Genomic DNA, 24,087 nt, shown 5'->3' with positions numbered 1-24,087 from the left:
GTGTGGTAGACTTCATCTAAAAGGTGCTCCTTTCTTTGTAGGTGATGTTCTGGACAAACACCATTCTACCAAAGAATTGGAGCCCTTTTCTTGTTTTTCAGACGATGTTACTTTCGAAATTCAGGATCAATATTTTAGCATATGTTTCTTAATATTCATCCTTTGGATTGTAAGCGGAGTGTTAAATATTGTATATTGGGAACGGAGGCGATTTGAAAAAAAGTAATAAATAGGAAACGTTAGTCTTGAGCTTTACGGTGTTAAAAAATTCATTTTCATCTTATCAAGAAGCGAGCTGATTATTGCCTGTGCGTCGGTCAAAAAAAACGTGGAAGCTTATGCTCCTGGGCATGGTATCCCTGCTCATCATGACTTTTTTTCTTCCGCGCGGATTGACGCGGATCAGCCAGCCGGAATCCTGCGGGGAAGGCTGCAGCCGTTATGACATCGTCGTCATCGGGAGCGAAATTCAAGGGGTACTCCTCGCCAAGGAAGCCCAAAATCTCGGACGGAGCGTCCTGATCCTCGATCCCCGGGAGAAACCCGGAGGAGAGTTGATCCAGGGTCAAATGCTCTTTCTCGACGAGCCTATGAACAAGGAGCGCAAAAGCCTGGTACAAGGCGAGCTCAAGGCACTGTTTGACGGGTACAACAAGGGCAAAATCCGCGACTTGCACGAATTCCAGGCTTATTACGATAAGCTGATTCAAGATATAACGCTTAAAAGCGGCATTACCATCAGCGGCGTGGAGGAAGATGCCGCAGGCAAAGGCCATCGGATGAAATCGCTCACCTATAAGGACCGGGATCGGAAGACTTATAAGGTGGAGGCCGGCTATTGGGTGGAAAACACCGATTTTAATGCCCTGACGGGCCGGCTTAAGCATAAACGGCGGATTCCGGGCATGGAGACGATCGAAAAAAGCCATAAGCCCGACTATATGGGCGCTACTTATATGCTGAACTTTAAAAACGTCGATTGGAAAAAACTCAGCAAAGAGGTGCTGAAGCATTACCCGCTGTCCAACGTCCGGAAGGTTTTTGGCCCCAATACCTACGTAGACTGGAACTTCGCGGTAGGGTTCAGCAACGTCATGGCCCAATACGTTCCCGCCGAAAAGCTCGTCCGGCTGCGTGGCCTCAACATGGCGAACCAGGGGGACGGGAAGGTCATCATTAACGCCTTAATCATGTATAACGTCGATCCGTCCAGCGATGCCTCCGTCAAAGAGGCGATGCGAAAGGGAGAGGCGGAGGCGCCGCGTATCCTGGAATATTTGCGTTCCCGTCTCCCCGGGTTTGAACAGGCGGAATTAAACGGATTTCCAAGCTACCTGTATATCCGCGATTTCAACCGGTTCGAAACGGACTACGTGCTCAAATACGAGGACGTGATGGGCGGCAGGATGTTTTGGGATAACGTCAGCATCGGCGCTTATCCGGTCGACCTGCAGGGAACGGTTCACATCCCGCACGGAATCGGCTTCGGCGTGCCGGATGCCTACGGGATTCCGCTCCGCTCTTTCGAGCTGAAGGAATACGACAACGTGCTCGTCGTCGGAAAAAACATCGGGGCCGACATCAAAGCATACGGTTCGTCGCGGATCATGGCCAACAACGCGCTGGCGGCCCAGACGATCGGAATCATCCTCGGGTACGAAGCAGACCGGAAACGGCTGAAGGAGCTGACGCCGGAAGACTTCAAGCGGATTCACCAGTATCTGAAACGAAGACATCACATCGATGTCGAACATATTTGAAGAAAGATTATCGGCTGCAAAGGCAATGCCCCGTTTTGGCGGGGCTTTTTTATCGGCTATTGAATCCTCGGGGTACAGGTTTTATAGTGATGAAAAGATTGCATTCAAAATACTGCAAAAAGGCGGGGACTCTAAAAAATGGCTTGGTATCTCGACAGCGCGCTGGAACGCCATAAAAAAGCGCCGTATACGTTTTACGTTCCGTCGCCTTCCGTCATCGAAAAGCTCGGGGAAGGCGATCGGGTCAGACTTCTTTTTATGTCCGGCGCGGAAGAGGACTACGTTTGCGAACGGATGTGGGTCGAAATTACGGAAAGGGACGGGGACCGTTTTGCAGGCACGCTGGTGAACGAGCCGGTAAGCATGGAGCAGCCGGTCCGGGGCGAAACCGTTCATTTTCGCGGCGAGCATGTGTGCGACACCGAATATAAAGACCCCGAGGAGCAGCGGTGGGATTACTATTTTGACAACAGGATCGTGGTAAGCCGCGACGTGCTTGCGAGGAAAGAATTCAACTTTTTGCTGAGGGACTTTCCCAATCGGGACGGCGACACCGGATGGACCGCATCAAGCGGGTATGAAGAAGAAGACTATTGGGAACATGCCGACCATTTGCAGGTCGTTTCCATCGGCGTCGTGCTGAATATGGACGATTCGATCCTCGAGTTCATCGATGACGCGCCGCAATGCGCCTACGAACGGGATCCGGCAACGGGAAGGTTCGTGAAGGTCGATGATTTCGACTGGGACGGCTACAACAACGGGTAAGGATCAAAAATCAACAGAAAACGACGTTTTTCATGCCATACCCATCCATAATTATGACCCGGAAAAACGAATTTTGGTGGAAAAATCTAACTTTGGTTAGTTTTTTTTTCAAACTTGTTCTTGGTAATCTGATAAAAGAAAGCAAGTCCTTACATCCTCCCAACGAATTCCCCGACATTTCCCCACGCGCATCCTCAAGCAACATCCCTTCCCGGACAGAGGGTTGAACCCGGTAGCTGCCGGGCTTAACCCTCCTTCGTATGTCCATGTGGACCGCGATTTGCCAACCGGCATGCCGGCGCTATATAATAATTTCATCAAAATAATAGTAAACAGGTGTTTATTTATGCAAACGCTAAAGGAAGACGTTCGTCAAAACATATTGCGGGCTGCCTTGGCCGAATTCAAATCCCATGATTACGCGGATGCCTCCATGCGCCGGATTTCGGCGGCGGCGGGCATCACGACGGGCAACATTTACCGCTACTTCAAAAACAAAGAGGAACTGTTCGAAGCGCTCGTCAAACCGGTATACGAGAAACTGCTGGACTATCTTCTGAGTCTGAAAAACGAGCTCGACCGCTCCTATATCGACGGCAACGGCGAAATGAAGTATTTCGGCATGATCGAGGATACGGTCGTCGGGCTGTTTGATGCGTACAGCGCGGAATTGACCATCCTGATGAACCGCAGCACGGGATCGAAGTACAGCGGCGTCAAAGCGGATATGGTGCGGCTTGTCACCACGATTTTGGAGGATGCGTTTGCTTCCGGCCGCGAACACGCGGCGAAGCTGACGGCCGAGCAGCGCCAAAGCGCGCGGATGCTGGCGGGAACCATCGTCGAAGGCGTCTGCCTGATTTTGCGGGAGCATGAGGATGGGGAGACGGTCAAGCGGCTCGTCAACGAGTTTATTCGTCTGTATCATGCGGGCATGATGTGCGGGCTTCCCGACTAAATCGGGGCCCGGATTTCTTTGCGGATGAATAATTTTTTTCTTATTTTTGTAAGATGCATAGGAAGCCCTATTTTTTTGTTTCAAAAATGAACACCTGTTTACTAACAATTCAGCCGAGGAGGAAAAACAAAAGGATGCGGCAAATCATCAAATGGCGCTGGGCGATTCTGGCGCTTTGGCTTGTGGCTACCGTACTGCTGACCGTGTTTCAGCCGGACGTGAACGCCATTTTGCATGAGCGGGGGCAGGACCCGCTTACGGAAGACAGCCCGTCGAAGGTTGCGGGCAAGCTGCTCAACAAAATGACGGGCACTACCGGCACCAGCGATATCATCGTATTTCATAGGGAAAACAAACTGACGGATCAGGACATGAAGGAGATCGAGGCGGGGATCCGCAACATGATCGAACATCAATCCGAACTCGGCTTCAGCCAATTGATCGATCCGTTTACGACGCCGGATGCGAAGTCGTCCCTTGTCTCCGGGGACAACACGACGCTGATGGTGAGCTTCAGCCTGGATAAAATGGGGCGCAACATCGACGAGATCGACAAGCAGTTCAAGGACGCGCTGAAGGACGTGAACGTGCAGTACTACTTCAGCGGCGAGGATTTTATCCAAAACGACTATATCAAAGCGACGACCGCAGGGGTGGAAAAAAGCGCGGCGCTTACCGTCATCTTTATTCTGGTCGTGCTGATCGTCATGTTCCGTTCGATTCTCACGCCGTTCGTGTCCCTGCTGACGGTCGGCATCACATACTTGGTTTCGATGGGGATCGCGGCGCAGATCATCGACAAGCTGGACTTCCCCGTCACCAGCGTGACGCAAATGCTGCTCGTGCTTATCCTGTTCGGGATCGGCACGGACTACAACATTTTGCTGTTCAACCGTTTCAAAGAGGAGTTGTCGCATGGGCGGACCGTGGACGAGGCGATCGTCGCATCGTACAAAACGGCAGGCAAAACGATTATTTACAGCATCGCCACCGTTTTTATCGCCTTTGCGGGATTGAGCTTCTCAAGCTTCGGCATTTACAAGTCCGCCAATGTGGTTGCGATCGGCACCATCGTGCTCGTGCTGCAAATCCTGACGCTGACGCCGTTTATGCTGAAGGTGTTTGGTCCGAAGCTCTTTTGGCCTTCGAAAAAGAATGCGGGGCATAAAGAAAGCAAATTTTGGGCGAAGCTTACGTCCGTCTCGGTCAAGTATCCGGTGGTCGTGACGGTGATCATCGTCATTTTGATGATTCCGGCGCTGCTGACGAGCGCGCAAAAACTTTCCTTCGACCAGCTTAAGGAACTGGGAGACGGCTATCCGTCCACCAAAGGCTTCAGCCTTGTAGCCGAGCATTTCAGCCGGGGGCAGGCGCTGCCGACAAGCGTCGTCATCGAAGACGACAAGGCGATGGACAACAATGAAGCATTGGGCGTCATCGACAAGCTGACCGACAAGCTGAAAGCGATCGACGGGGTAAAAACGGTGGCCAGCGTGACGCAGCCGCAGTCGAAGCCGATCGACGAATTTTATATCAGCAGCCAGTCGGAAACGGTCACGGACGGCATTTCGGCCTCCAAAAAAGGCGTGGATCAAATCAAAAGCGGCCTGGATCAGATCGCGGGCAAACTGGCTGCGCCGGATACGTCGAGCGCCAACCAGCTGGTAGACGGCACGGGGCAGGTCAAAGACGGTTATGACCAAATCACGGACGCCCTGGGCCAGGTTGCCGCGGGCATCGGCAAAGGCGCCGGCGGCGCGGGCGAGCTGAAGAAAGGAATCGCCGGATTAAAAGGCGGCCTGGATGCCGTCAGCGCAAACACGGGCAAAATCAGCGCGGGCCTGTCGGAAATCTCGAAGGGTTACGCGGCGCTGGAGGCAGGTTATAAGCAGCTCGGCGGACAAATTCCGCAAATCGAGCAAGGTTTGGCGGGCATGAACGCTTTGATTGAAGGACTGGGCGCCAAACACGGCGAGCTGGCGGAAGATCCGGATTACGCGAAACTGAAAGCGACCGGCGCGACGCTTGCTTCCTCCTTGGCCCAATTGAATGGAGGATTGCAGCAGCTGGAGGCCAACTTTGCGAAGCTGAACGGTTCCCTTGGCGAGGCGGCGGGAGGACTCGGCCAAATCCAGGCCGCCCAGAAGCAGATGGCTGCCGGACTTGCGGCTTTGCAAAAGGGCGCGGCGGAGCTGCAAAAAGGCCTGGAGCAGGGCAGCAGCGGTTCCCGGGAGATCGAGGCGAACATGAAAAAGCTGAATCTGGCGCTCGGAGAAGTGCAAAGCGGCCAGAAACAGCTGATCGACGGGCTTTCCGGTCTTACCGGCGGCATGAAGCAGTTGAAGGAAGGCATCGACAAGAGCGGCAGCGGACTCGGGGACATTTCCGAGGGATTGGGCAAAACCGGCGATTTCCTGACGCAGCTCAGCGGTTCGAAGACGTTCTTTATCCCGCGTGAAGCGGTGGAAAGCGAGGACTTCAAAAAGGCCGAGGACAGCTTTATGTCCAAAGACCGGAAAATCACGAAGCTGCTCGTCATTTTGGACGATGACCCGTATTCCCCGGCGGCGCTGGCCACGATCGAAAAGATCAACGACACGGTCGCCGGCAGCCTGAAAGGAACCGTCCTGGACAACGCAAGTTACGGGGCGGCAGGACCAAGCTCAACCACGTACGACATGAACAAGGAACAGTTGAATTCCTTCAACAGCACGGCCGTGATCGTCATCGTGAGCGTGTTTATCGTATTGTTGTTCGTTATCCGTTCCTTCTGGCCGTCGGTATTTATCGTGCTGTCGCTGATCGCTTCCTATTATGTCGCGATGAGCGCCTCCAATCTGGTGACGACGTATATCATCAAAGCCGACGGGGTGTCCTCGTTCGTGCCGTTTTTCTCCTTTATCGTCATCGTGGCGGTAGGGGTTGACTACAGCATCTTCCTGATGGAACGGTACCGGGAGCATGGCGACATGAACCCTGGCGAAGCGATCGTCAAAGCGGCGAAAAGCGTCGGCGGCGTCATCATTTCGGCGATGGTGATTTTGGGCGGAACGTTTGCGACCCTTATTCCATCCGGCCTGGTGCTGCTCATTGAGCTGGCTACCGCGGTCATCGTGGGGCTGGTCGTGCTCTGCTTTATTCTGCTGCCGATGCTCGTTCCGGCGCTGATCACGATGCCGGAGCGGCTCCAGCAGAAACGCGGACACCAGCTGAAAGCGGTCCATGTCAGCGGCTCGGATGCCGATGGCAAGCCGATGTAACAAGAAGCTTCATGAAACGCGGCAAAATTGATGGCCATAAAGCAGAAGAACCGGAAGGAGCGTAAGCTCTTTCCGGTTCTTTAATCTATATGGAAGGTGTAAAGGCGATCGCCACAGAGGGGGAGCGGGCTGCCTTACACCAGGGTTTTCAGGGCTTCCGGCGTGAACGGCTTCAGGTCGCCGAAACGGCCTTCGCGGACTTTGGCAGCCCATTCGGGATCGGCCAGCAGCGCCCGTCCGACGGCCACCAGGTCGAATTCCTGTTTTTCCAAGCGGTTCAGCAGCTCGTCGATGTCCTTTTGGCCTGCGCCTTTGCCTTCGGTAAATAGGCTCGTGAACGCTTCGTCCAGACCGACGGAACCGACGGTGATGACCGTTTTGCCGGTCAGCTTTTTGGCCCATCCGGCGAAGTTGAGGTCGGAGCCTTCAAATTCCGGTTCCCAGAAGCGGCGGGTGGAGCAGTGGAAAATATCGACGCCGGCTTCGGCCAATGCCGTCAGCAGCTGCTCCAATTTTTCCGGCGTATCCGCCAGCTTCGCGTCGTAATGGGTCGTCTTCCATTGGGAGAGGCGAAGGGCGATCGGGAAGTCCGGTCCTACCGCCGCGCGGACGGCTGCCACGACTTCGATGGCAAAGCGGGCGCGCTTCATCATGTCGCCGCCGTATTCGTCGGTACGCCGATTGGTTCTTTCCCACAGGAATTGGTCGATCAGGTACCCGTGGGCGCCGTGGATTTCCACGCCGTCAAAGCCGATCCGTTTTGCGTTTGCTGCCGCATCGGCATAAGCCTGGATGACGCGCTTGATTTCCGCCACCGTCATCGGCTCGGTCACGGGGTTGCCGTTCAGGTCGAGTCCGGATGGACCGATCGGCAGCGCCTCGGGATTCGGCTGGGCGCCAACGGGGCGCGTCATGCCGATGTGCCAGATTTGCGGCATGATTTTGCCGCCGGCTTCATGGACCTGTCTGACGACCTCGGCCCAGCCTTTCAAGGCCGCTTCGCCATGGAAGTTCGGCACGTTCGGATCGTCGGTGGCTGCCGGATGGTCGATCAGCGTGCCTTCGGTAATGATGAGGCCGACGCCGTTTTCGGCGCGGCGGCGGTAATAGGCCGCCACATCCGGGCCGGGCACGCCGTTCGGCGAAAAGCTGCGGGTCATCGGCGCCATCACGACCCGCGTCGGAATCGTCAGGCTGCCCAACGTATAAGGCTTAAATAAGGATGCGGTTGAGCGGATGTTTTGCTGCGAGTTGCTCATGTATGGATCCTCCCAAAATCTAGATTTTATTTTTCTGTATTTCTATAAAAATAGATATATATGATCAAAAGAAGGAGCTTTATGCTTATGGCAGACCATGAAAACGAAAGCTCTTAAGCCTAAAGCTCTTTCTTGAGTTGTTCGATAAAGCGGCTGATTCCCTCCTCATTGCGTCTGTAATAAGTCCACTGTCCCGCCCGGCGGGATTCCAGCAAGCCTGCCTTCTGCAATTTGACGAGATAACCCGAAATGACCGATTGGGCCAGCCCCGTTTTCGCGGAAATGGAACCGACGCAAATGCCGCCCTTGAAATCGCAGGATGCAGGCATATGCTCCTGGGGTCCAAAATGCTCCTCCGGATGCTTTAGCCATTCCAAAATGTTAAACCGGGTTTCGTTTGACAATGCTTTGATCGTTAATAATATATCCATGGGTTTAATTATATCTATTTTTATGGAAATGTAAATATCCTTTTTGGGCATGGGACAGGGGTTTGTGTCGGAATGGCTTTATTGTTAGGATAGGAGAGGACTTCGATTCCAATCTTTTCAAGTGAAAGGGTGCTTGACGATGAAGGAAACGCTGGAGCGGTACAAAATTTTCCGCGTCCTGGCATCCATATATAGGATCAAAGCCGTTCGGCTGCTCATCCCGCTTGCGGTGATCGGATTCGTCTACTGGGAAGGGAAAAGGGAGCTGTCCCAGATTTCCATTGGACGCACATTTGGGGAGTTGCGCCGGCTCCCGGCTTCGTCCGTTGCGGAAATTTTCCTGTTTGCCCTTTTTTCCGTTGCGGTGATGAGCCTTTACGATTTTATGATCCGCCGCCATTTTCGGTTAAAGGTTGGATTCTGGAGCACGTTTCGGTATGCGTGGATTGCCAACACGTTTAACAACATCATTGGATTTGCGGGATTGACCGGGGCCGGGCTCCGGACGATTTTATATAAACGAAGCGGGATATCGCCGGTACTGATGGCTTCCGCCGTCGTGTTCCTTTCCCCGGTCGTCGTGACGGGGCTGTCGGTCCTATCCTGGGGGATCATCTTTGGGCTTTTTAACGTGGACGGGCTCCTGCAGGAGCATGGGTGGCTTGTTTTTGCCGTCTGGGGGATGGCTTTGTATTTGCCTTTATTTGTCCTGATGCAGCGGTCTTCGCTTTTTGCGAAATGGTTTAACCGCGGGGAAGGGAGAACGCCGTGGACGACCGTCGGCGTATCGCTCAGCGCTTCGCTTTTGGAATGGGCCTGCGCGGGCATCACCTTTTGGATGATCGCCGGCAGCGTCCTGCACGACGTATCCTTCCGGGACGTGATCGGCATGTATTCGGTCGCAGCGATCGCCGGCATTCTGAGCATGGCGCCGGGAGGCATCGGGGCGTTCGACTTGATGGTGCTGCTCGGGCTGGAGCAGATGGGTTTCCCTTCCGGCCGGTCCATGGCGGTGCTTGTCCTGTTCCGGCTGTTTTATTACATCGTGCCGTGGCTGATCGGCCTGATCCTGTCGGCCTTTGAGCTGGGCAGCGCGGCCAAGCGGGCCGGGGAAAACGCGACCCCGGAGTTCCCTTTGAACATATGGCAGCGGTTGTGGCGTTGGCCGGGGCAATTCCGGTTCTTAAGCGATCTGGGCGCGTGGGCGCTCGGGAAGCTGGTGTTTGTGAGCGGCCTCGCGCTCCTGCTCTCGGCTGCGATGCCCGGCTTGCTCTACCGCCTGAAACTGACGGAGGAATTGCTGTCGATGCCCATCATGCGCATCTCCCATCTGCTGACGGTCGTTATCGGGTTCATGCTCATTATTCTTTCCCGGGGCATTTCGCTGCGGATTCGCCGGGCATATGTCTGGACAGGGGTTCTGCTGCTTGCCGGCGCGATTTCTACGTTTACGAAGGCGTTTGATTTCGAGGAAGCGATTTTTCTGCTGATCATCGGCCTTGCGCTTTGGATGTCCCGGTCCAGGTTTTACCGCAAGGGCGCCGTCGTCGACTACCGAAGCTACGTGCTCTGGTATGCATTGTCGGCGGTCATCGCTTTTGCGTACTACTGGATCGGAAGCCATGTCCACCATGGCTGGCTCAGGCATCTGCCGACGGCCGACCGCATCCACTGGATGTTCGGGCCGAAACCGTATGCCATGACGGCATGCATTGGCCTGGCAGGCGCATGGCTGCTGCTGACGATGCTGATGCTGCTGCGCCCGAACCGGAATATCGCGACCGGGGCGGGTCCGGAGGAGCTTGAGAAGCTTCGGCTTTTCCTAAGGGACACCAAAGGCAATATGCTCACCCACATGCTGTTTGCGGGAGACAAAAGCTTTTTCTGGGCCCAGGACGGTCAGGTGCTGCTTCCTTATGCCAAGTCAAGGGACAAGCTGGTGGTGCTGGGCGACCCGATCGGACCGATGAAGCTGGTGCCGGACGCCATTGCCGAATTCCAGCAGTATGCCGACGAATACGCGATGTCCGTCGTGTTTTACCAGGCGACGCCCGAATTTCTGCCCGTTTACCATGAACACGGCTACCGTTTTTTTAAATTGGGGGAAGAAGCGCTCGTTCCTTTGGAGAATTTCACCCTCAGCGGCAAAAAGGCAGCCGACCTGCGGAGCGTCCGCAACCGTTTCGATCGCGAGGGGTATGTTTTCGAAGTGGTGCACCCGCCTTTTGCCGATCCGTTGTTCGAAGAACTTCGGACGGTCTCGGATCAATGGATCAAGGGGCGGAGGGAGAAGGGCTTTTCGCTCGGCTGGTTCGATAAAACCTACTTGGAACAAGCCCCGATCGCGGTTCTCAGGGACGATCAGGGCATGATCTTGGCGTTTGCGTCGCTAGCCCCGGGATACGACGGGGGCCGGACGATGTCGATCGACTTGATGCGCCACCGCAGCGGCACCCCGAACGGCACGATGGATGTTCTGTTTATCCGGCTGTTGGAGTGGTGCAAGGCCCAGGGATACAAGGTTTTCAACCTCGGCAATGCGCCCTTGTCCAGCGTCGGGGAGAGCAAAAGCGCGCTGCGCGAGGAAAAGCTTGCGGCTCTCGTATTCCAATACGGCGGCCATTGGTACGGATTCAAAGGTTTGCGGAGATATAAAGAGAAATTTTCCCCTGAATGGGAGCCGCGTTTCCTGGCTTATCCCGCCTGGGTGTCGCTGCCGGCGCTTACGGTAGATTTGGTGAGGCTGGTGTCGAGAAGGGTGCGGCAAGGCGGAAAAAGGTAGAGGATACGTAGTTACGTTCCTCGGCGTCTCTTCTTAGGGATCGTGCCTGTGGCGCGCATGTCATGACATGGTGCCTTAGGAAAACCATAACCAATCAGCCCGGCCCGTGAGAGGGACCGAGCTGTTTTTTTATATCAAAGCCTACTGCTTCGGCAGCCGAATCCGGAAGATGACGCCCTTCGGCTCGTTATGCAGCGCCTGGATCGTCCCATGATGGCTGTGGACGATCCACTGGGCGATGGACAAGCCGAGCCCGGAGCCGCCCTGCTCGCGCGACCGCGCCCGGTCTTCGCGGTAAAAGCGGTCAAAGATGCGGGAAAGCCCTTCCTCGCTGATGCCGATGCCGGTGTCGCTGACTTCGATGAACGCTTTGTTTTCTTTGGCGTACGTGCTGATGGCGATGCTGTCATGTTCGCCGGTATATTTCAGGGCATTGTCCAGCAGGATGACGAGCAGCTGGTGCAGCCGCTCGGGGTCCGCCTTCAGCCGGGTCCGGCTCTGCAGCCTAAGCTGCATGCTTTTTTCGGACAGCTCGGCGATTTCCTTATAGGGGCCGCATACGTTGTTCACGAATTCGTCCAGCTCGATCGTCTGCTTTTCCAGCTGCGTTTCGGTCGAATCGGCTCTCGCCAGCGTCAGCAGGTCGGCCGTCATGCGGGACAGCCGCCGCGTTTCCGAAAGGGAGAGGGCGATATTTTCGAACGTATCGATGATCCGCTTCTCCGGCATCGTCTGCAGCAGCTCCAGCTTGTTCTGGATGATCGTCAGCGGCGTCCGCAGCTCATGCGAGGCATTTTCCACGAACTCCACCTGTTTGTCCCAGGAGCGGATGATCGGTTTCATCATTTTCCGGGACAAAATGTAACTCGCGCTGATCGACAGCAAAATAAATAGGGCCGAACATAAAATGATGATCCGTTTGAAATTGTCGATCAGGTTTTGCTCGGGGTCCACGTTGACCAGCAGCTGCACATAGCTCCCCTCTGCCGCGGGATAGGGAATGGAAACGGTCCGGAAATGGTATTTGCCCTGCACCGTCACGTTGGAAATGACGCCGATGGTGGCGGGATCGAAGCTCATTTCGCTGAAGTAATGATTGTAAGTGAAGCCGATCTGCTCGGCATTGGCGATGTGTCCGTCGCTCCACAGGAGCGGAATGACCCGCGGGTTCAATCCCCGGCCTTTGGCAGGGGGGAAGCCGTATTTGTCGCGAACCGGTTCTTTGCCGCGTTCGGCGCCGGCTCCGCCGGTCTCGAGCCATCTTTTGGATGCCGTCAGGTCCGAGTCGGTTTTGGCGTAAAGCGTCGATTGGATCCGGCCGAAAATGATCGCCCCGAACATGCCGAACAGAAGGGTAAAGGCGATCAGCGTATAGACCATGAACCGCAGCTGCTGGCTGCGGATGACTTTGTTTTTATTCATGGTCGTCTCCGTTCTCGGTCAGCATGTATCCCATGCCCCGGATCGTTTTGATGTACTTGTCGTAACCGAAGGGCTTGAATTTTTTGCGCAAATTGCTCACGTACACTTCGATGACGGTGTTGGCGGTGCTGGAGTCCATGCCCCAGACGCGGTCGAAAATTTGCTCTTTCGTCAAAATGATGTTTTTGTTGTTGATCAAATATTCGAACAGGTCGATTTGTTTGCCGTTGAGCAGGACCGGCGCTTCGCCGATCTGAACCTCGCGGCTTTTCAAATTCAGCTTAAGCTCCTTGAACAGCAGCGTATGCTGCTTGAACCCGCCGACGGAGCGGCGCAGGATCGCCTCCAGGCGCAGCAGCAGCTCCTCGCGGTGGAACGGCTTGACGAGGTAGTCGTCGGCTCCCTGTTGGAAGCCGCGGATTTTGTCGTCGATCCCGTCTTTGGCCGTCAGGATGAGCACCGGCGTCAGAATCCCCTGCTGCCGGAGGCGTCCGAGCACTTCATAGCCGCTCAGTCCCGGCATCATCACATCCAAAACGATGGCGTCATAAATGTTTTGCTCCGCCAGATACAAGCCCTCTTCGCCGTCAAAAGCCTGCTCCGTCTCGTACAAATCCCGCGTCGTTGCGCAGATCGTATCGGACAAATGCTTATCGTCTTCTATGACCAGGAGCCGCATGGCCTGTTCACCTCTATCGTTTTTCTGCTTCCCGGAGCATGCGTTGTCAGCCTTCATTCGCCGAAGAAGAACGAAAGAAGCATCCGGGAGGCGCGTTATTGTTGCGGTATCAGGATCGCGAGTGAATTCGGATTCGAACGTTGGCGTCCTGATATCTAAACATAAACATTTCTCCCGGAAAGTCAAATGGGGCGTTCGGACAAAATGCGTAAATTAGGCGGTCATCTCCGTCTTCACGGCGCGCTGATGCTTGCGGTGAAGCCCCGGAAGGGCGATCAGGTAATATACGCTGACGATCAGCATGCTGACGGCCAAAATCCAGTACAGCGCCGTAACGTTCACGATCGCGGGAAACGCCACCGAGATGAAGCCGAGCGCAATCGCCTGCCCGGTCGTGTTCAGGGGCTCGATCCAGGCGCTGACGCGGCCCATGCTTTGCGGCTCGACCAGCTCCGGCAGCCAACCGCCGAGCACCACGTTGATGGGAGCCAGGATGATCCCGAGCAGGACCATGACCCCCAAGTAAATTTGAATGTTTCCGGAGAGTCCGGCAGCAAGGGTCAGCGCCATCGTAAGGAACAGTCCGGTGATCAGCACGGCCACCTTGCCGCATTTTTTAATCAGCAGGGAACTAAACGCGCTGCCTGCGAGGTAACCGATGCCGAGGAAAACCATGACCAGCGGGGTATACACCTGATAGCGGTCGGGACTGAGCTCGTATTTCATCGTGAACAGGGGGAGGATCGAAAACACGCCGTTGACGATGCCGAAGAAAAAGAAACCGAGAATGATCGCAAGGAGCAGCCGGGAACGGACGATATATTTGAAGCCTGCGCCAAAGTCGGCCGCCATGCTTTTCAGGTTGAGGTCACGCAGCTTCGCTTTGCCGTTCGGCTGGCGCACTTCGGCCGGAAAATGGCATGTGGCAAGCAGGATGCCCGATATGATGAAGCTTGCGGTATCGATGATGATGGCTCCTTCGATGCCGAGGTAATAGTAAGCGGCGGAGCCCATGCTCATGCCGAACAGCATGAAGATGCCCATGATCGACATATTCAGGCTGGACGCCTTCACATATTGCTCCGGCTTCATAATGCCCTGCATCAAGCTCATCTCGGCAGGGGTGAAAAATTTCGAAATCGCGCTCCGCAGGAACAGGATGGCGAAGGCGGCGATGATCCAATCCTGATGAATGGCAAACAGCAGGACGACGGACAAAACGGCCCGGATCCAGTCGCTTTGCACGGCGATCCGTTTGCGGTCCAGCCGGTCGGCCAGCACGCCGACGAACAGGAAAACGACCAGCGTCGGCAGCGAATACATCAGTTCGGCAACCGAGGCGTAAGCCGGCTGATTGCTGAACCGGTCGACCAAATAGAAGGCGAAAGCCATGCTGCCGACCATCGAGCCGAGCTGGGACGCGAAGGCGGCCAAAAACATTCTGACAAAAATAGCGTTGCGGAAAAGTTCCATACGGGGTTTGCCTCATTTCCTAAAAATTTTATCCGGTACATGCGTCCTGGCGACCTCTTGGAGTTCTCAGGGCGCGGGAATTGATATGAGTGTACAATATCCTGAATTTTCCGGATAACGGCGCGAGAAGGAAATCGTTCTCCGTCTGTGGACCGAGGCAAGGATACGAGAGGGCATCGCCGCCGCATAAAAGTAGCGAAGCCGATGGGAGCCCTAGGGCATCCGGGAAGCTTCGCTTGATGGATTTCCGTAACCGCCGACATGCCCGGTTGCCGGGTTGGCATCTTGCAGATGTCCGCGTCTTTTCTGATATAAAATTCACGGGCCGATGTTTGGGTTACACCTGTTCCTTTGGAGCATAACGCTGCTTAAGCTGCTCCGCCATCGCGGTAACCTCCCGGGTGCCCGGGAGCGTCAGCCGCGCGGCCGAAGCCGCGATGCCTTCGGCCGATTGGCGGCTGCGGACGACGTTTTTGACCGCCTCCGCGAAGCTTGCCGCCGCCCCGGGGCCGAGCCCCGCGAGTTCGGCGAGGGAAGCGGTGCTGCCGCTGTCCACCTGCGGGAAATCGCCGGGGTCCGCCCCTTTGCCCGCCCGGTCGTAAAATTCCCGCACGAGCTGGGCCCGCTCCTGCCCCGAGCCGTCGGCGATGACAAAGGCCTGCACGACGAATGCATGCGCCTGGCGACGCTGCGCAATCCCGCAAAATTTCCGGCCGCCGATGCTCAGGTCGAAATCGCCGGGACAATACGCCCCGGCAATTTCGCCTTTGTCGACCGTCACGCCCGTATGGGCCAGCGCCTCGCGAATGAGGGCATACATCCGCTCGAAATCGCCGCGGAAACGTTCGTCGCCCTTGCCCTGCTTGGGCAGGATGAGCGACAGGTTCACGACGCCCGCGTCAAGCGGCACGGCCGCGCCGCCGGAATTGCGGATGGCCGTTTTGTACCCGAGCGCCTCCAGCCAGGCGCAGGCTTTGGCCGCCCCCGGCAGGCGGCTGTCGCGCAGCCCGATGATAAAGGAGCGGGGTTGGCGCCAAATATGCAGCAAGGGCGGTCCGCCTCTGCCGGTCTCCTTGCACAGCAGTTCGTCGAGCGCGAACGGATACAGCGCATCCTGCTGCGGATCGGGGTTCATCCGGTCCAGAATGAGCATGGAGCTGAATTCGTCGTTGAAATCGGACATCGGGATCACTTCCTTTCGCAAGGGTTATTTATGGCTATCAGCAGGCATGAAAAATTGGATGATGTGCTGAATGGCAACCGTTTCGTAGCCAATGGACCGATAAAGCCGGATGGCGGCTTCATTCTGTTCAAAAACATTCAGGTAAACGTTCGGAGACGCGGCCGCTCCTGCGCGGGTGAGCGCTGCGCAAACCATTTTCCCCAAGCCTTGTCTCCGGAAAGCGGGATCCGTCCCGATATTTCCGAGCTCCACGTAATCCGCGCCGTAAATGTGATACCCTCCTGCGGCGGCAAGCCGCTCATTGTCCATGACACCATAGAAAGGGTACTGAAGCTCTTCGGCCGAAAATGCCATGGTGCCGAGCTTTTTCATCAAGGCCTCAATCCTATCAAAGTGGGATGGCTCCAAACGCTGGACCCGCGGATCCGCGGCGGGCAGCATCTGATGATGTATATGCTTCATGAGAAACAGTTTTTCCGGAGGTTTGGCGAACGCCATTTGTCCGCTAAGAGCGGCCATGTCCTCCTCGTGCACGATGAAATTGCCGATCGCCTCGTCCGGCAGCCGGAGTTCTTTTTTCGTAAACGCCAAAACGGCCGAAAAATCAAACGATGGATGCACGGGGAATACGGAAAAGGCATAAAACGGAAGCCCCTCCAGAAAGGCCAACACGCCAAGCAGCCCGCCTTGGTCTGTAAATTGCCCGTAATGCGTCGTGCGCGGCTTGCGGAACGTCAAATATGAATAATATAAAAAATGCCTCTCGCGGTCGAGCGAGGCGGGGATGGCCTCCAGCTCTTCCGGCGTCAGTTTGCGAATCATGTTTGTTGCTCCTATCCTGGTTTGTCTATTATACTTCTTCGACAACAAGGAGGCATTTCCTTGCCTGTGCCCATGACCCTATATAAGTACAACGCTTACACTTCCTTGGACGTAACGATTGATTTTTGATCGGCCGCTCGTCAAACATTCACAAATACATATTGCCAAAAGGAAATACATGGAATACAATTTATACAGACCGATCAGTCGGTCGCATTAACGGGAAAGGCATTGGGATCATGAAAAAAAGCAAAGACGAAGCGGAACAAACGAAACGGGATATTGTGGAAGCCGCCAAGGGGCTGTTTGCAGTGAAAGGCTACGCGGCAACCTCCATGAGCGATATTTGCAGCGCCGCCGGCTGCAGCAGGGGAGGCCTCTACCACCATTTCGACAGCAAAGAAGATCTGTTTATTTATATCGCCGACCAGGCGTTTACGGCGTCGTGGGAGAACTGGGATCAGGCGATCGACGGGACAATGACGGCCACGGAGCAGCTGTATAAGTACGCGGATTATTTTGTGGACACGCTCGAAAAGCCGCTCAATAAGGCGGGAGAGGAATTCATAAGCCGCGTCGGCGCGGATTCCGAGGCGGGGCAGCGGTTTCTCGGCACAATGATGGCGTATATGCAGCGCTTCGAGCGGCTCGTGCAAGCCGGTCTCGACCGCGGCGAGTGGAAAGGCGGCAACGCGCAGGAGCTGAGCATGATGATTCTAGGTTATTTTTCCGGCCTCAGCGACCACATCCAGATGATGGGCAAGGAAGACGCCAAACGGTTTTACCGCAAAGCAACCAAGCTATTACTCGAAGGGATTCAAAAATAACCTATTCCTTGAGGAGCGATGAATCATGAATAGCCCATTTGCATCGGGTACCGATCAACCCATTAAGTTTTCCGTCATTATTCCGGCACGAAACGAGGAGAAATATATCGGCCGCTGCCTCGATTCCATAGCTGCCGCCGCCAAACCTTATCCGGGGCAGGTCGAGGTGATCGTGATGATCAACCGCTGCACGGACCGGACGGCCGATATTGCCCAATCTTACGGCGCTGTCACGCTGCCGGTCGAGCACAAAAACTTGTCGCAGATCCGAAACGCCGGCATTGGGGCCGCCAGAGGGGAAATCATCGTCACGATCGACGCCGACAGCTGGGTGACGGACAATATGCTGACGGAAATCGACCGGATGCTGCAAACGGGCAAATATATCGGCGGCGGCGTCCGCTCGGCTTTTGAACGGAATTCGCTCGGCATCGCCATGTCGGCGCTTGTGCTGATCGTTCCGCTCCTTTTTAAATACGGTCCGTTAACCGTAGGCCTCTTCTGGGGGTACAAAAAGGACTTTGACGCGGTGGGCGGTTTTAACGAACAGATGCTCATGGCCGAAGATATCGAATTTGCCAGCCGCCTGAACAAATGGGGCAAACAGAACGGGAAAAAATACGGTACCGTCACAAAAGCGCTGATGACGACTTCATGCCGCAAATTCGACCAGCATGGGGATTGGTGTTTAGTTAAAAATCCGGGCATCGTGCGGGCGTATCTGAAAGGCAATGACCGGAAGTACGCGGATCAGGCCTATTATGAAATGGAAAAGAAATGATGGGAATTTTTGTGATATACTAAACCAAATAAGACGGGGGTTCGTTTAGGAGAGAACGGAATTGAAGAAAAAAATGATAGCAGGCCTTGCTTCCTCCTTGTTGGCGCTGGTCGTCGTGGTCCTTTGTGCCGGGAGCTTTTATTTTTATCATGTGGCGGTGGCACGCGCCTCGAAAGAGTTTTTGAGCGAGAGCCCCGACTTGAAGACCAGTCCGGAGGTGGAGGAATCCAAGGAAACGACGCTGGCCGACGATGAATGGTGGAATAGCCAGAACTTTGAGCGCAGGGACATGGATTCGGAAGACGGCATTCACCTGAAGGCATATTATTTGCCGGCAACCGGGCCGTCGGACAAAACGGTCATCATTGCCCACGGATATTCCGGCAACGCCACGCAAATGAGCAGCTACGCCAGAATGTACCATGAAAAATGGGGCTACAACGTCCTGCTCCCGGATGCCCGGGGGCATGGGGAAAGCGGAGGCGGTTATATCGGCTTCGGCTGGCCCGAACGCAAGGATTATCTGAAATGGATTGGACGGGTACTGGACGAGAACGGCGCGGATTCGCAAATCGTTTTACACGGCGTGTCGATGGGAGGAGCCACCGTCATGATGACCAGCGGCGAGGATTTGCCGCCGAACGTCAAGGCCGTCGTCGAAGATTGCGGGTACACCTCCGCAAAAGCGGAGCTTTCCTTCCAACTGCGGCGCATGTACCGTCTGCCGGCGTTTCCGATTGTGGAAACGACCAGCCTGTTGACCAAGCTGCGGGCAGGGTACTTTTTCGGCGAGGCTTCGGCGCTGGAGCAGGTGAAAAAGTCGAAAACGCCAACCCTTTTCATCCACGGCGCCAACGACAAGTTCGTGCCTACGGAGATGGTGCATGAGGTATACGAAAGCTGCGCCGCCGAAAAAGAGCTCTATATCGTTCCGAAAGCCGGGCACGGCGAGGCATACCGGATGGATCCCGAAACGTACGAAAAAACGGTCGCCGGATTCATCGGCCGGTTCGTTCAATCAAATCATGGATGATAACCTGACGCCAAAGCGTTTGCAGCATTCGAATTTTGAAAAAGGTGCAATATTAGTCCCGATACGAAATATATATAGTAAGACAGACCATCCCTTTGTAGTGGCGGAGGGCTGGCCGATCCATTCTTTATGCATGGAACATAATTCAGCCCTTCCGGGTCATACTAAGGAAACAGCTGGGATGCTGACGAAAATATAGGATGAGGATGGGATTAAATGTACTTCGGAAAAAAAGTGGTTGAGGAGATTCCTCAAGCGGATACGGCGATTTGGTCCTGCACCAACGAGGACTGCAATGGCTGGATGCGGGATAACTTTGCCTTTGAGCAGGAGCCGGTTTGCGCACACTGCAGCTCGCCCATGGTCAGCGGCACGAAGATGCTGCCTTTGGTCGTCAACGATCATCCTATCAAAATGCTGAAAAAGGGCACCTTGATCTAGGTGCACGCCATCATATGAAAAGGAAAAACAGGGCCGCCGCAAGGGACCCTGTTTTTCGTTGCCGGCATAGGTTAAATCGTCACCTGGCTGAACGCTTTTTCCGCCGGGACGTAGTCGTATCCCAAATCGCGGGCGACCGCTTCATGCGTTACGCGGCCGTTAATGACGTTTGCGCCGCTGCGGATGGCGGGGTTCGCCGCAAGCAGCTGCCGCAGCTCCGTGCCTGCAAGCTTGAGCGCGAAAGGCATCGTCGCATTCGTAAGCGCCAGCGTCGACGTACGGGGCACCGCGCCCGGCATGTTGGCGACGGCGTAATGGACGACGCCGTGTTTGACGTAAGTCGGGTTGTCGTGCGTCGTGATGTGGTCGATCGTTTCGACCACGCCGCCCTGGTCGACCGCAACATCGACGATCACGGAACCGGGCTTCATCGTTTTTACCATCGCTTCCGTGACGAGACGGGGCGCTTTGGCCCCCGGAATGAGAACGGCGCAGATCAGCAGGTCGGTGTCCGCCACCGCCTTGGCGATGTTGGCCGGGCTGGAGACGAGGGTATGGATCTGGTTGCCGAAAATATCGTCCAGCTGGCGCAGACGCGGAATGCTCAAATCGAGCAGCGTCACGTCAGCGCCCAATCCTACGGCGATTTTGGCCGCGTTCATGCCGACGACGCCTCCGCCGATGATCGTGACCTTGCCTCGGGCGACGCCGGGAACGCCGGACAGCAAAATGCCTTTGCCGCCATGCGGGCGTTCGAGCAGCTGCGCGCCGATCTGCGCGGCCATCCGTCCCGCCACTTCGCTCATCGGCGTCAGGAGCGGCAGCGTGCCGTTCACGTTGACCGTTTCATATGCGATGGCATGCACGCCCGAGGCGACAAGCGCTTTGGCCAGCTCGGGTTCGGCAGCCAGATGCAGGTAGGTGAACAGGATCAGCCCTTTGCGGAAATATCCGTATTCGCTTAACAGGGGCTCCTTAACCTTCATGATCATGTCGGCCTGATCCCATACATCCTTGGCTTCCGCCAACAGGACCGCGCCTGCCTCATGGTATTCTTCGTCCGTGAATCCGCTTCCAAGACCGGCGCCGCGCTCGACGAGGACCTTGTGGCCGTGCTGGACGAACTCCAAGGCGCCTGCCGGGGTAACGGCCACCCGATTTTCATTGTTTTTGATCTCTTTCGGTATTCCGATGTTCATGACAGATCACCTTCTCCTAAAAATAAATGCAAGCTCCGTCAAATCGCGCAAAACCTTGACAGTAAAAGTTTACAATCGATTTTGCGGCGAAGCATCATACGTCTTGTCAAGGGAATAGATCACATGACAGGACATTTTGTTCAGCCGGGCGGGCATGTCGCCCATATTGAAAATGGATCTCCAAACTTCTATAATGACTCCATTAACGAGAGGGGACGTGACGGCTTTGGGCGAATTTACGCTATATATCCGGGACGTTCTGGAACGCCCCGTATTTCGGAAGGCCCGGCTGATCGCAGGCGCGGGCGGAACCGGCCGCAAGGTCGGATGGGTTCACATCCTGGAAATCGCCAACGTGGCCCCATACGTCACGAAAAACGATCTGATCATGACGACCGGGCTTTGGCTCCGCCATTATGAGCAGCAGCGCCTGTCCTACATGCAGCAGCTCATCCGCCAGGAAGCGGCGGGGCTATGCGTGGAGCTCGGCACGAGCATCGAAAACATCCCGGCCGAAATCATCGAACTTGCAGACGTTTCCGATTTTCCCCTGATCGTGTTCGAGCAGCCTGTCCGGTTCGTGGAAATTACCCAGGATATCCACGGCCTGCTCATCAACCAGCAGCACCAGATGCTGAAGGACTTGGAGGCCTTTTCCCGCAGGCTTCAGCAGATCACCCTTCAAAGCACCGACGTGAGCGCCGTCCTCCATGTATTATATGAATACGCCAAGCAGCAGGTTGTGTACTACTCCACCGTGGATACGAATAAATTTATGCCCCGCGGCATATCCCCGGCGGCTGCGGACGAAATTGCCGCCTTTTACCGGCAGCGCGTGGAAGGAAACGAATCCGCCCACCAGGAGGCGGGCATGTTCGAGCTGCCGCAGGAGAGGCTGCTGCTGACGCAGCCCGTCATTTGCCTCGGGCAGACGCTGGCCCATGTCGGGCTGGTGCTGCCCCGCCGGCAGGTGCAGGAGAGGCTGACGCTGCTGCTGGATTACACCGCCAAATCGCTGGCTTCGCTCCTCCTTAGAATGCTTTTTCTGGAGGAAAAAATGCTCCGCGACCAGAACCAGCTGATCCAGGACATTTTGAACCACCAGATCGAAGACGAAGAGGAAGCGCGGATGCGCATGGGGCTGCGGCCGCCGAAGCAAAGCGAAATGTGGTTTGCCGGCGGGATGATCGAAACGGAATATGGCGGGGGAGACGAAGAGCCGGACCGGGACAAGGTCGAATCGGATCAGCAGGACTTGCTGGTTCGGCTGCGCGCGCTTTTGAAAAAATACGCCCTTCACAACCTGCTCATGCAGAAGGGACGCAGGATTTACGTGCTGTGCGCGCGGGAGAAACCCGCCAAAGAGGGTACGCCGGTTTCCCTGCAGCAGACGATCCGCAAAATCGTGGAACGGCTGCAGCATCCGGCTTCGGGGGCGCCTGTATTCCGGCTGCACGCTGGGTTTGGCCTCGTCCGCAACCGGATGACGGATATGCACCGGAGCTTCAAGGAAGCGGAGCAGGTGCTCGAGGTGGCGAGATCAAGGGCTGCCGTTCAGGATGCCCTTTTTTACGACCGGATCGGGGTATACCGGCTGCTGAAGGCGATTCCGGCGGAAGCGCTCGAATCGTTCGTCCAGGACCAGCTCGGCGCCTTGATTGCCTATGATCAGGAGCATCATCTGCATCTGCTGCAGACGCTCGACATGTATTTGAAATGCATGGGTTCCAAAAACGACACCGCCAAAGCGCTGTATATCCACAGGCAGACGCTTTACAACCGGCTCGATAAATTGATGGAGATTCTCGGCGAAGACTATTTGGAGCCCGAGCGGCGCGTCTGCCTGGAAATGGCGCTGCTGGCGCTGCCGCTTTTAACTTAAAACAAAGACACAGCAAAAAAGGATGATTAGACATATGAAAAAAGTCGGACTGGTCATGAGAAAAATCCAGTTTCGCGAAAACCAGGGGCCGCGCGTGTTTGCGGACCGCCTGAAAGCGATCGGGCAGGAGCTGGGCGTGGACATCGTGTTCATTTCCCCGGAGCGCCATGTCAGCGGGTATGATTGGCTGCCGGGATACGAGCATGAGAAAGGGGATCTGGTCAATTACGACATCGTGCTGGACCAGATCCACGAACACGGCATCGAGCATGTCATTTACACGGTGTCCGGTTTTACGTACCTCAAGATGTTCATCGAAAAAAGCGTCCTTTTTCCGCACAGCTTCCCGGATCCGGCTTTGACGGGATACGACATGATGAAGCCTTTTTATCAAATCGTGGACAAAGCCATCGTGCAGACGGAGTTTCTGAAAGAGGAATTTGCCCGGAATTTCGGGATTACCGACGTGGACGTCATTCCGATCGGCTTCAGCGAAAGCCTGGCGCAAAAGCATTTTGACCCTTCGCAGGTCGTGCATAACCGCATTTTATGGATCGGCAGGGACGAGGAGAACCGGCGGCCGGATCTGGTGCTGAAATACGCGAAGCAGAATCCGGACAAGGAAGTGTTCATGGTGTTCGGCGGCGAGCGTTACCGGGAAAGCATGAAAAAATACGACGTTCCCGATAACGTGCGGCTGCGGTTTGCGTTGAGCCAGGACGAGGTGTTTGCGCTGATGAACACCGCCAAGGTGTACTGGAACTGCTCCCGTTTCGATACGTTTGCCATGCCGCTCACGGAGGCGCTCGCGATGGGCAAAATCGTCGTGAAGCCGGAGCATCCGTGCTACCGCCATATCAATGCGCGCCATTCGTTTTCCGGTCATGAGGAAAATTGGTTCGAGCTCGTGAACATGGCGGCCGCGCTGCCGCAGTCCCATTCGATGGACAACCGTTATTATGCGTTCGACCAGTTTTCCAGCCGGGTGATGAAGGAAGGGTACAAAAACTTTTTCGATGCATGGCTGAGAGATTGACGGATGCCGTCCCGATCGGCGAATATGTATGTACATACATAAAGAGTTTGGGCGTTCGGAAAATACGGCCCTAAACCGCGGGAGGTGGGTG

General features: G+C 55.4%; 20 protein-coding genes. 12 read left to right on the top strand and 8 right to left on the bottom strand.

All coding sequences use genetic code 11. The annotated features are described in order from the left end of the window. The 5 genes from KI367_RS17425 to KI367_RS17405 all read left to right on the top strand — a co-directional run. A partial coding sequence (locus KI367_RS17425; RefSeq protein ID WP_212951188.1) for a hypothetical protein occupies positions 1-226 on the top strand: 226 nt, incomplete at its 5' end. 82 nt (positions 227-308) lie between these two features. Then, positions 309-1,760 (top strand): FAD-dependent oxidoreductase, encoded by a 1,452-nt coding sequence (locus KI367_RS17420; RefSeq protein ID WP_306433248.1) that lies wholly within the window; start codon positions 309-311, stop codon positions 1,758-1,760. Between the two features lie 138 nt (positions 1,761-1,898). Further along, positions 1,899-2,528: an immunity protein Imm33 domain-containing protein gene (locus KI367_RS17415; protein ID WP_212951186.1), complete on the top strand. Its 630-nt coding sequence runs from the start codon at positions 1,899-1,901 to the stop codon at positions 2,526-2,528. Positions 2,529-2,874: 346 nt separating this feature from the next. After that, positions 2,875-3,486 carry a TetR/AcrR family transcriptional regulator gene (locus tag KI367_RS17410; RefSeq protein WP_212951184.1) on the top strand — a complete coding sequence of 204 codons (612 nt, stop codon included), beginning with the start codon at positions 2,875-2,877 and terminating at the stop codon, positions 3,484-3,486. Between the two features lie 134 nt (positions 3,487-3,620). Beyond that, positions 3,621-6,746 (top strand): MMPL family transporter, encoded by a 3,126-nt coding sequence (locus tag KI367_RS17405; protein WP_212951182.1) that lies wholly within the window; start codon positions 3,621-3,623, stop codon positions 6,744-6,746. 134 nt (positions 6,747-6,880) lie between these two features. On the opposite strand, the gene KI367_RS17400 is transcribed toward KI367_RS17405, so the two are convergent. Both KI367_RS17400 and KI367_RS17395 read right to left on the bottom strand, forming a co-directional pair. Further along, positions 6,881-8,005, bottom strand: a complete 1,125-nt coding sequence (locus tag KI367_RS17400; RefSeq protein WP_212951180.1) for an NADH:flavin oxidoreductase — start codon at positions 8,003-8,005, stop codon at positions 6,881-6,883. A 119-nt stretch (positions 8,006-8,124) separates the two neighbouring features. Next, positions 8,125-8,436, bottom strand: a complete 312-nt coding sequence (locus KI367_RS17395; protein WP_036706189.1) for an ArsR/SmtB family transcription factor — start codon at positions 8,434-8,436, stop codon at positions 8,125-8,127. A 139-nt stretch (positions 8,437-8,575) separates the two neighbouring features. Between KI367_RS17395 and mprF the strand changes: the two genes are divergently transcribed. After that, the gene (mprF, locus tag KI367_RS17390) at positions 8,576-11,218 is read left to right on the top strand and encodes a bifunctional lysylphosphatidylglycerol flippase/synthetase MprF (RefSeq protein ID WP_212951178.1); all 2,643 of its coding nucleotides are present in this window, start codon (positions 8,576-8,578) and stop codon (positions 11,216-11,218) included. 141 nt (positions 11,219-11,359) lie between these two features. On the opposite strand, the gene KI367_RS17385 is transcribed toward mprF, so the two are convergent. The 5 genes from KI367_RS17385 to KI367_RS17365 all read right to left on the bottom strand — a co-directional run bounded on the left by KI367_RS17385 (position 11,360) and on the right by KI367_RS17365 (position 16,797). Further along, the gene (locus KI367_RS17385) at positions 11,360-12,640 is read right to left on the bottom strand and encodes a sensor histidine kinase (protein ID WP_212951176.1); all 1,281 of its coding nucleotides are present in this window, start codon (positions 12,638-12,640) and stop codon (positions 11,360-11,362) included. After that, positions 12,633-13,319, bottom strand: coding sequence for a response regulator transcription factor (locus tag KI367_RS17380; protein ID WP_212951174.1), 687 nt, complete (start codon positions 13,317-13,319; stop codon positions 12,633-12,635). Before KI367_RS17380 ends, KI367_RS17385 begins: the two co-directional genes overlap by 8 nt. Positions 13,320-13,532: 213 nt before the next feature. After that, positions 13,533-14,792, bottom strand: a complete 1,260-nt coding sequence (locus KI367_RS17375; protein WP_212951173.1) for an MFS transporter — start codon at positions 14,790-14,792, stop codon at positions 13,533-13,535. A 337-nt stretch (positions 14,793-15,129) separates the two neighbouring features. Continuing rightward, complete coding sequence (locus KI367_RS17370) at positions 15,130-15,975, bottom strand: lipoate--protein ligase family protein (RefSeq protein WP_212951171.1); 846 nt, start codon at positions 15,973-15,975, stop codon at positions 15,130-15,132. 24 nt (positions 15,976-15,999) lie between these two features. Beyond that, positions 16,000-16,797 (bottom strand): GNAT family N-acetyltransferase, encoded by a 798-nt coding sequence (locus KI367_RS17365; RefSeq protein ID WP_212951170.1) that lies wholly within the window; start codon positions 16,795-16,797, stop codon positions 16,000-16,002. Between the two features lie 239 nt (positions 16,798-17,036). Here KI367_RS17365 and KI367_RS17360 point away from each other — a divergent pair, with 239 nt between their 5' ends. From KI367_RS17360 to KI367_RS17345, 4 genes are all read left to right on the top strand, one after another. Further along, the gene (locus KI367_RS17360; protein WP_212951168.1) at positions 17,037-17,624 is read left to right on the top strand and encodes a TetR/AcrR family transcriptional regulator; all 588 of its coding nucleotides are present in this window, start codon (positions 17,037-17,039) and stop codon (positions 17,622-17,624) included. 25 nt (positions 17,625-17,649) lie between these two features. Further along, positions 17,650-18,405: a glycosyltransferase gene (locus KI367_RS17355; RefSeq protein WP_212951167.1), complete on the top strand. Its 756-nt coding sequence runs from the start codon at positions 17,650-17,652 to the stop codon at positions 18,403-18,405. 61 nt (positions 18,406-18,466) lie between these two features. Continuing rightward, entirely contained in the window at positions 18,467-19,438 is a 972-nt protein-coding gene (locus KI367_RS17350) for an alpha/beta hydrolase (protein WP_246537043.1), read from the top strand. Between the two features lie 216 nt (positions 19,439-19,654). Continuing rightward, positions 19,655-19,879, top strand: coding sequence for a cold-shock protein (locus tag KI367_RS17345; protein ID WP_212951165.1), 225 nt, complete (start codon positions 19,655-19,657; stop codon positions 19,877-19,879). A 71-nt stretch (positions 19,880-19,950) separates the two neighbouring features. Here the strand turns inward: KI367_RS17345 and ald are convergent, their stop codons facing one another. Further along, the gene (ald, locus tag KI367_RS17340; protein WP_212951163.1) at positions 19,951-21,078 is read right to left on the bottom strand and encodes an alanine dehydrogenase; all 1,128 of its coding nucleotides are present in this window, start codon (positions 21,076-21,078) and stop codon (positions 19,951-19,953) included. A gap of 217 nt (positions 21,079-21,295) precedes the next feature. Here ald and KI367_RS17335 point away from each other — a divergent pair, with 217 nt between their 5' ends. Together KI367_RS17335 and KI367_RS17330 are read left to right on the top strand one after the other, a co-directional pair. Next, positions 21,296-22,960 carry a PucR family transcriptional regulator gene (locus tag KI367_RS17335; protein WP_444544270.1) on the top strand — a complete coding sequence of 555 codons (1,665 nt, stop codon included), beginning with the start codon at positions 21,296-21,298 and terminating at the stop codon, positions 22,958-22,960. 34 nt (positions 22,961-22,994) lie between these two features. After that, positions 22,995-23,996: a glycosyltransferase gene (locus KI367_RS17330; protein ID WP_036706204.1), complete on the top strand. Its 1,002-nt coding sequence runs from the start codon at positions 22,995-22,997 to the stop codon at positions 23,994-23,996. The last annotated feature ends 91 nt before the right edge of the window (positions 23,997-24,087 follow it).

This window comes from Paenibacillus cookii (assembly GCF_018333375.1).
Lineage (GTDB): Bacteria > Bacillota > Bacilli > Paenibacillales > Paenibacillaceae > Paenibacillus_AQ > Paenibacillus_AQ cookii.
This window is presented reverse-complemented; position numbering and strand designations above follow the sequence as displayed.

What these genes read in the sequence shown, in the direction of transcription:
- KI367_RS17415 (WP_212951186.1), top strand. Translation starts at nt 1,899, where the DNA reads ATGGCTTGGTATCTCGACAGCGCGCTGGAACGCCATAAAAAAGCGCCG.
- KI367_RS17410 (WP_212951184.1), top strand. Translation starts at nt 2,875, where the DNA reads ATGCAAACGCTAAAGGAAGACGTTCGTCAAAACATATTGCGGGCTGCC.
- KI367_RS17405 (WP_212951182.1), top strand. Translation starts at nt 3,621, where the DNA reads ATGCGGCAAATCATCAAATGGCGCTGGGCGATTCTGGCGCTTTGGCTT.
- KI367_RS17400 (WP_212951180.1), bottom strand. Translation starts at nt 8,005, where the DNA reads ATGAGCAACTCGCAGCAAAACATCCGCTCAACCGCATCCTTATTTAAG.
- KI367_RS17395 (WP_036706189.1), bottom strand. Translation starts at nt 8,436, where the DNA reads ATGGATATATTATTAACGATCAAAGCATTGTCAAACGAAACCCGGTTT.
- mprF (WP_212951178.1), top strand. Translation starts at nt 8,576, where the DNA reads ATGAAGGAAACGCTGGAGCGGTACAAAATTTTCCGCGTCCTGGCATCC.
- KI367_RS17385 (WP_212951176.1), bottom strand. Translation starts at nt 12,640, where the DNA reads ATGAATAAAAACAAAGTCATCCGCAGCCAGCAGCTGCGGTTCATGGTC.
- KI367_RS17380 (WP_212951174.1), bottom strand. Translation starts at nt 13,319, where the DNA reads ATGCGGCTCCTGGTCATAGAAGACGATAAGCATTTGTCCGATACGATC.
- KI367_RS17375 (WP_212951173.1), bottom strand. Translation starts at nt 14,792, where the DNA reads ATGGAACTTTTCCGCAACGCTATTTTTGTCAGAATGTTTTTGGCCGCC.
- KI367_RS17370 (WP_212951171.1), bottom strand. Translation starts at nt 15,975, where the DNA reads ATGTCCGATTTCAACGACGAATTCAGCTCCATGCTCATTCTGGACCGG.
- KI367_RS17365 (WP_212951170.1), bottom strand. Translation starts at nt 16,797, where the DNA reads ATGATTCGCAAACTGACGCCGGAAGAGCTGGAGGCCATCCCCGCCTCG.
- KI367_RS17360 (WP_212951168.1), top strand. Translation starts at nt 17,037, where the DNA reads ATGAAAAAAAGCAAAGACGAAGCGGAACAAACGAAACGGGATATTGTG.
- KI367_RS17355 (WP_212951167.1), top strand. Translation starts at nt 17,650, where the DNA reads ATGAATAGCCCATTTGCATCGGGTACCGATCAACCCATTAAGTTTTCC.
- KI367_RS17345 (WP_212951165.1), top strand. Translation starts at nt 19,655, where the DNA reads ATGTACTTCGGAAAAAAAGTGGTTGAGGAGATTCCTCAAGCGGATACG.
- ald (WP_212951163.1), bottom strand. Translation starts at nt 21,078, where the DNA reads ATGAACATCGGAATACCGAAAGAGATCAAAAACAATGAAAATCGGGTG.
- KI367_RS17330 (WP_036706204.1), top strand. Translation starts at nt 22,995, where the DNA reads ATGAAAAAAGTCGGACTGGTCATGAGAAAAATCCAGTTTCGCGAAAAC.